The 5,557-nt window shown below is 73.2% G+C and carries 8 protein-coding genes; 2 read left to right on the top strand and 6 right to left on the bottom strand.

The window, feature by feature from the left end:
• Positions 1–388, bottom strand: a 388-nt coding sequence (locus tag PLP61_RS14470) for a MarR family winged helix-turn-helix transcriptional regulator (protein WP_324503455.1), incomplete at its 3' end; no start/stop codon positions are given.
• A gap of 68 nt (positions 389–456) precedes the next feature.
• On the opposite strand from PLP61_RS14470, the gene PLP61_RS14465 reads away from it, so the two are divergent.
• On the top strand, positions 457–1,098 hold the full coding sequence (locus PLP61_RS14465) for a maleylpyruvate isomerase family mycothiol-dependent enzyme (protein ID WP_324503454.1): 642 nt from the start codon (positions 457–459) through the stop codon (positions 1,096–1,098).
• A 9-nt stretch (positions 1,099–1,107) separates the two neighbouring features.
• Here PLP61_RS14465 and PLP61_RS14460 read toward each other — a convergent pair whose 3' ends face one another.
• Entirely contained in the window at positions 1,108–2,322 is a 1,215-nt protein-coding gene (locus PLP61_RS14460) for an MFS transporter (RefSeq protein WP_324503453.1), read from the bottom strand.
• A gap of 18 nt (positions 2,323–2,340) precedes the next feature.
• A complete protein-coding gene (locus PLP61_RS14455; protein WP_324503452.1) occupies positions 2,341–3,189 on the bottom strand; it encodes a beta-keto acid cleavage family enzyme in 849 nt (282 codons plus the stop codon).
• A gap of 59 nt (positions 3,190–3,248) precedes the next feature.
• On the opposite strand from PLP61_RS14455, the gene dtd reads away from it, so the two are divergent.
• On the top strand, positions 3,249–3,674 hold the full coding sequence (gene dtd, locus PLP61_RS14450; protein WP_324503451.1) for a D-aminoacyl-tRNA deacylase: 426 nt from the start codon (positions 3,249–3,251) through the stop codon (positions 3,672–3,674).
• 128 nt (positions 3,675–3,802) lie between these two features.
• Here the strand turns inward: dtd and PLP61_RS14445 are convergent, their stop codons facing one another.
• From PLP61_RS14445 to PLP61_RS14435, 3 genes are all read right to left on the bottom strand, one after another.
• Complete coding sequence (locus PLP61_RS14445; protein WP_324503450.1) at positions 3,803–4,102, bottom strand: DUF1416 domain-containing protein; 300 nt, start codon at positions 4,100–4,102, stop codon at positions 3,803–3,805.
• Positions 4,103–4,151: 49 nt separating this feature from the next.
• Positions 4,152–5,000, bottom strand: a complete 849-nt coding sequence (locus PLP61_RS14440; RefSeq protein WP_324503449.1) for a sulfurtransferase — start codon at positions 4,998–5,000, stop codon at positions 4,152–4,154.
• A gap of 67 nt (positions 5,001–5,067) precedes the next feature.
• Positions 5,068–5,511 (bottom strand): DUF4395 domain-containing protein, encoded by a 444-nt coding sequence (locus PLP61_RS14435; RefSeq protein WP_502889070.1) that lies wholly within the window; start codon positions 5,509–5,511, stop codon positions 5,068–5,070.
• Between the last annotated feature and the right edge of the window lie 46 nt (positions 5,512–5,557).

Here is a 5,557-nt window from a genome sequence, read left to right as displayed (position 1 = left end):
TCCGGGGCCCGAGGTGGTGCACCCACTCCGCCTCGACCTCCGCCTCGACCCTCCGGGCGACCGCGACCGCCTGTACCCCGCGCTCGTCCAGTACGACGAGCCGCGCCCGCGCATCGGCCGGGTCGGGGACCCGCCGGACGTACCCGGCCCGCTCCAGCCGGTCCACCGTCGCGGTCGCGGTCTGCTTGGTGACCAGGGCGGCCTCGGCCAGCTCCCCGATGCGGGTGCCGCCCGGGCCGATCCGGGCGGCGATCCGCCCCTGCGCCGGGGTCAGGTCCGCGAAGCCCGTGACGGCCAGCTCGGCGAGCACCCGGGACTCGAGGGCCCGGGCCGCGATGAAGCAGAGGAGACCGAGGTTGAGCTCCTCCGGCTGCGCGGGAGCGGTCATCGGCGTCCCCTTGACATTCGTCAGATGATCGAACCACTATGGTTCGATCATCGTACCAAGGAGGCCCGATGGACCGCGACGAGGTGTGGCGGACGATCGACCAGCAGCGGCGCGAGCTGGCGGAGCTGATGGAGACGTTCACGTCGCAGGAGTGGGAGACCCCCTCCTTGTGCGCGGGCTGGCGGGTGCGCGACGTCGCGGCCCACCTGACGCTTGCCCAGATGCGGCTGCGGGACGCCCTCGGCCCCGTGGTCCGGGCGCGCGGGAGCTTCAACCGGATGGTCCACCAGACGGCGCTGACGCAGGCGCAGCGCCCGGTGGAGGAGTACCCCCGGCTGCTCCGGGCCATGGTCGGCTCACGCAGGACGGCGCCGTTCGTCAGTGAGGTCGAGCCGATGCTGGACGCGCTCGTGCACGGCCAGGACATGGTGGTCCCCCTCGGCCGCACCCGCGAGATGCCCCCGCAGGCGGCGATCACCGCGGCGCAGCGGGCGTGGGAGCTGAACTGGCCCTTCGGCACGAAGAAGCGGCTGCGCGGGTTCACCCTCGCCGCGACCGACCAGCCCTGGCAGGCCGGGGAGGGCCCGGTCGTGGAAGCCACCAGCCAGGCCTTGCTGATGCTGGTCACCGGTCGGTACGTCGTGCTGCCGGAGCTCTCCGGCCCAGGGGCCGACGCCCTGCGCGCGCGGTTCCCCGCCTCGGCCTCCTAGCGGCCCGGCTCACTCCACCAGCGCCGGCCGGCGGCGTACGTCGTCGCGGATCTGTCCCCGCAGCCAGAAGCCGATGTGCAGCGCCCCGAGCAGGGTGACCGCCGCGACGATCAGGAAGATCAGCCGGTAGTCCAGCAGGGACACGAGCAGGGCGCCGAGGGCGAGCGAGATCGCGCTCGGCAGCGACATGACGACCTCGGCGGCGGTGGAGACCCGGCCCATCAGCGGGGCGGGCGTGCGCTTCTGGATCAGCGTCATGTAGCCGACCATCAGCACCGGGAGCGAGAGCCCGGTCACCGCGGCGAAGCCGAGCAGCGCCGGGATCGTGGACACCCCGGCGATCCCCGCCATCGAGGCCGCGAGCACCACCAGGCCGACCACGAGGGCGCCGACCTCGCCGACGCGGCGGATCAGCGGTCCGGCAAGCAGCCCCCCGGTCACGGCGCCGACGCCCTCGACGGTGACGAACACCCCGGCGTACGTCGGGGGCTTGCCGAACGCGTCGAGGACGGCGTAGATCGAGGCCTCCAGGAAGCCCAGCACCAGCATGCACAGGGCGAACCCGATCAGCACGTGGCCCAGCACCCGGTCGGTGGCCAGGTGCCGGACCCCCTCGACGAGCTGGCTCCAGAAGTCCGCGCCGTCGCGCACCGGGGCCGGCTCGCTCACCACGATGGTGGCGATCACCGCGGCTGCGACCACGAAGCTCGCGGCGTCCACAAGGGCGACCGCGCCGCCGCCGAGCCAACCGAACAGCCCCGCCCCGACCAGCGGCCCGAAGAGCCGGAACGCCTCCTTGGTGGTCTGGATCGACGCGTTCGCGTCGACCAGCAGGTCCTCGGGGACCAGCTCCTTGAGCAGGCCGTTCAGCGCGGCGGGCAGGACGACCATCGAGACGCCGTAGAAGAAGGAGACCAGCCAGATCAGCCACACGTCGGAGGCGTCCCGCACCGCCAGCAGCGGGAGCACCATCGCCGCCGAGGCGAGGTTGCCCCAGACCAGCAGCGGCCGGCGGCGTACCCGGTCGACCCACACGCCCAGCACCGGTCCGAACAGCGAGGGGATGACCATGAAGAAGAAGGTCAGGCCGGCCAGGGCGTTGGAGCCGGTGAGCGTCTTCACCCACATGCTGAGGACCAGCAGCATGATCGAGTCGCCGCACATGGAGGCGGCGAGCGCCCCGAAGAGGCGCGGGAAGCCGGGGGTCGCGAACGCCTTCCTCATCGCACCTGCGCCGCCGTCTCAGCCCGCCAGACCGAGCAGCACCCTCGCCTCGTCGGTGCTCATCGGGGTGCGCTGGGCCAGGACGGCCAGCTCCGCGGCACGCTCGACCAGCTGCCGGTTGCTCTCGACCGGGACACCCTTGCGCAGGGTGAGCACGTCCTCCATGCCGACCCGCAGGTGACCGCCCTTGGACAGCGCGGCCAGGGCGACCGGCAGCGTGGACCGGCCGACCCCGGTGGCCGACCAGCTGGTCACCGCCTCGGGCAGCGCGGCGACGCCGGCGACGAGCGCGTCGGCGGTGCCGGGCATGCCGCCGGGCACCCCCATCACGAAGTCGCAGTGCACCCGGCCGCCGTACGGCAGGCCGTAGCTGTCCAGGAGCCGGTGCAGCGCGTGCACGTGCCCCAGGTCGAACAGCTCGAACTCCGGAACCACCTGGCGCTCCTGGCTGAGCTGGTAGAGCTCGCAGACGAACGGCCAGGGGTTGGTGAAGACGTCGTCGCCGAAGTTGGTGGTGCCCATGGTGAGGCTGCAGGAGTCGGGGCCGGCGTCGAGGACCTTCAGCCGGCGCTCGAGCGGGTCGTGCACCGAGCCGCCGGTGGACAGCTGGACGACGAGCGTGGTGGCCTCGCGCAGCGCGGCCACGGTGTCGGTGAGCCGTCCGAGGTCGAGGGTGGGGCGGTGCTCGGCGTCGCGGATGTGGACGTGGATGATGCCCGCGCCCGCGGCCTCGCACTCGACCGCGGTAGCCACCAGCTCCTCCAGCGTGGTCGGCAGTTGCGGGCAGTCGTCCTTGAGCGTCTCCGCGCCCGTGGGGGCGACGGTGATCAGGAGCCGGTCGGCAGGCAGGGAGGTCGCGGTGGCCATGGGGTCATCGTGGCAGACTCGGCGCGCGACGCGAAACGCCGAGACAGGAAGAATTCCCGATGAGAGCCGTGGTGCAACGAGTTCTTCAGGCCAGCGTGCAGGTTGACGGGACGGTTGTCGGCTCCCTCGCCGGACCGGGCCTGTTGGTGTACCTCGGCGTCACCCACGACGACGGCCCCGCCGAGGTCGAGTGGATGGCCCGCAAGATCTGGGACCTGCGGATCCTGCGCGAGGAGCGGTCGGCCGCCGAGGTCGGCGCGCCGGTGCTCGTGGTCAGCCAGTTCACGCTGTACGGCGACGCGCGCAAGGGCCGTCGGCCGACCTGGCAGGCGGCCGCGCCGGGGGCGGTGTCGGAGCCGGTGTACGCCGCGGTGTGCGACGAGCTGGAGCGGCTCGGGGCGAGGGTCGCCCGAGGGGTGTTCGGGGCGGACATGGCCGTGTCGTCGGTCAACGACGGGCCGGTCACGGTGCTGCTGGAGCGCTGAGCTGTGGCCGGCCCCCCGCCGGAGACTACTGGTGCGTACGACGCGGCTGGCCGACCCCCGCCGGAGACTACTGGTGCGTACGACGCGGCTGGTACGTCGTACGCACCAGTAGCCGGTCCCCGGCGGAGTCAGAGCGTGATCGCCACCTCGGCGACCGACCCGACCGAGGCCACCACCGGCGTGTCCACCACGTCGGCCCGGGGGGCGAGGGTGCGCAGCGTCCACGCGCCGTCGCCGGCGAAGAAGCGGAACTCCCCGCCGGCCGACGTGGGGACCTCCGCGGTGAACTCCCCGCTGCGGTCGAGCAGCCGCACGTAGGCCCCCGCCACCGGCTCGCCGGCGCGGGTCACCCGGCCCTGGATCACCGCCTCGCGGGCCACGTTCACCCCGGCCAGGTCCAGCCCGCCCTCGGGCGCCCCGCAGCTCATGCGCGGCCCCCGTCCGCGGCGGAGGGACCCGCGCACCCGGAGGGGGTGCTCATGCCTCGCCCCGCTCGTCGCCGAGCGTCACGGGGACGCCGACCAGCGAGCCGTACTCGGTCCACGAGCCGTCGTAGTTCTTCACGTTCTCCTGCCCGAGCAGCTCCTGGAGCACGAACCAGGTGTGCGAGGAGCGCTCGCCGATGCGGCAGTAGGCGATGGTGTCCCGGCTCCAGTCCAGCCCGGCATCGGTGTAGAGCGCACGCAGCTCCTCGTCGCTGCGGAACGTCCCGTCGTCGTTGGCGGCCTTGCTCCACGGCACGTTCACCGCGGTCGGGACGTGCCCGGCCCGCTGCGCCTGCTCCTGCGGGAGGTGGGCCGGGGCGAGCAGCCGTCCGGCGTACTCGTCGGGGCTGCGCACGTCGACCAGGTTCTGCGTCCCGATCGCGGCGACGACCTCGTCGCGGAAGGCGCGCAGCGAGAGGTCCTGCTCGCGGGCGACGTACGTCGTGCGCGGGCGCTGCGGGACCTCGGCGGTGAGGGCCCGCGAGTCCAGCTCCCACTTCTTGCGGCCGCCGTCGAGCAGCCGCACGTCAGCGTGGCCGTAGAGGGTGAAGTACCAGTACGCGTAGGCGGCGAACCAGTTGTTGTTGCCGCCGTAGAGCACGACGGTGTGGTCGTTGCCGATGCCGCGCTCGGAGAGCAGCTCGCCGAAGCGTTCGCGGTCGACGAAGTCGCGACGGACCTGGTCCTGCAGGTCGGTCGTCCAGTCGAGCTTGACGGCGCCGGCGAGGTGGCCCTTGTCGTAGGCGCCGGTGTCTTCGTCGACCTCGACGAGGACGACCTGCGGGTCGTCGAGGTGGTCCTCGACCCACTGGGCGGTGACGAGAGAGGTTTCACGGGTCATGGGGATGCTCCTGGGGTGGGGGCGCGTCGGCAGCGTGCCGACGCACGGAGAGGGAGGGAAGGGAGGGTCAGCCGACGCGGGCGGCCGGCCGGCGCGGCGTACCGCTCTGGCGACGGCCGAGCACGCGACGGCCGAGCAGGTACATCTCGCAGCCGAGGCAGAGGCCGAAGACCGCGTTGAGCAGCGCCGCACCGAGGGCGAGGCCGGTGGCCACCAGGCCGAGCGCGGTGGCGCCGGTCAGGAAGCCGAGCAGGCCGACCAGGGCGAAGGCCAGGCCGACGGCCTGGGCGAACCGCGGCGGCGCCGCGTCCTCGAGCTCGGCCGGCGGGGCCAGCCGGGGCCGGACGAACCGCCGGAACACCCAGGCGTGCGGCGTGCGCTGCCCGCCCAGGGCCGCGCCCCGCGCCCACCAGAACAGGAATCCCAGCATCGTCGGCGCTTCCGCTGCCCAGAAGCCGAGCGCCGCCGAGACGATCGCCTCGGCGCCGCCGATCTGCTCCTTCAGGAGCACGTACTGCGCCGCCTCGCGAATCCCCTCGCCCGCGATCGTGAAGGGC

The sequence above is a fragment of the Nocardioides sp. genome, assembly GCF_035429765.1.
In the GTDB taxonomy this organism is placed as follows: domain Bacteria; phylum Actinomycetota; class Actinomycetes; order Propionibacteriales; family Nocardioidaceae; genus Nocardioides.
The sequence above is the reverse complement of the archived record's forward strand: the minus strand, read 5'-3'. Positions and strand labels throughout refer to the sequence as shown.

What these genes read in the sequence shown, in the direction of transcription:
- PLP61_RS14465 (WP_324503454.1), top strand. Translation starts at nt 457, where the DNA reads ATGGACCGCGACGAGGTGTGGCGGACGATCGACCAGCAGCGGCGCGAG.
- PLP61_RS14460 (WP_324503453.1), bottom strand. Translation starts at nt 2,322, where the DNA reads ATGAGGAAGGCGTTCGCGACCCCCGGCTTCCCGCGCCTCTTCGGGGCG.
- PLP61_RS14455 (WP_324503452.1), bottom strand. Translation starts at nt 3,189, where the DNA reads ATGGCCACCGCGACCTCCCTGCCTGCCGACCGGCTCCTGATCACCGTC.
- dtd (WP_324503451.1), top strand. Translation starts at nt 3,249, where the DNA reads ATGAGAGCCGTGGTGCAACGAGTTCTTCAGGCCAGCGTGCAGGTTGAC.
- PLP61_RS14445 (WP_324503450.1), bottom strand. Translation starts at nt 4,102, where the DNA reads ATGAGCTGCGGGGCGCCCGAGGGCGGGCTGGACCTGGCCGGGGTGAAC.
- PLP61_RS14440 (WP_324503449.1), bottom strand. Translation starts at nt 5,000, where the DNA reads ATGACCCGTGAAACCTCTCTCGTCACCGCCCAGTGGGTCGAGGACCAC.